At 61.9% G+C, this 767-nt stretch carries 1 protein-coding gene; it reads right to left on the reverse strand.

From position 1 onward, the window contains the following. A partial coding sequence (locus tag BQ17_RS17890; protein WP_141699357.1) for a type VI secretion system Vgr family protein occupies positions 1-767 on the reverse strand: 767 nt, incomplete at both ends.

Genomic DNA, 767 nt, shown 5'->3' on the forward strand with positions numbered 1-767 from the left:
AAGACCGGGCCGGTGTTGGGCGCGCCGCCCATCGTGCTGGAAGAACCGAAGGCGTCGGATTGCAATTTGTACTCGGCCGAGAGGATCAGGTATTCCCGGTTCTGGTCTTGGCGGGGATATTCGGTCAGCTTGAAGCGTGCCCCGGTGGCAAGCCCACGGGCATTGCCGGCACCCCGTAGGGTCTCGTAGTCCACATGCAGCGCTTCGATGCGCGCCCGTACCCAGTCGTCGCCTTGGTCGTACTGGGTGTATCCACCTGGGTAGTCGTAGATCTCCAGATCCTCGCGGGCGTGCTCATGCGGGTGAAGCCGCGCAGTCAGCAGGTTGTAGCGCGGCTTCTTGTAGTCGAAGTCGGTGTGGGTAAAGACACCCGAGCAGACCGCTCCGGCCACGGACCAATCATCAATGTGATCCCGCTCCCGCAGGGCGGTCTCATCCGGGGGGTAGTAGGGGATTTCTTCGTAGCCGGCAACCGGGTGGTGGGCACCATTGTCGTCGGCCAGGACCAGGGTGTGTCGGTCGTGCTCATGGCGGAAGAAGTAGTGGATGCCTTCCTGTTCCAGCAACCGGCTGATGAATGCGAAATCCGTCTCCCGGTACTGGACGCAGTAGTTCCAGCGGTGGTGGGGCTCGACCAGGAATTCCTGGAAGTCGATGTAGCCATGCTCGCGGAAGATTTCTTTGACGATGTCCGGCACCGTCCGGTCCTGGAAGATGCGACAGTCGGTGGTGCGGGAGAGCAACCAGAACCAGGGGACCAGGGTGGC

The sequence above is a fragment of the Candidatus Thiosymbion oneisti genome (genome assembly GCF_900092655.1).
GTDB lineage: Bacteria > Pseudomonadota > Gammaproteobacteria > Chromatiales > Chromatiaceae > Thiosymbion > Thiosymbion oneisti.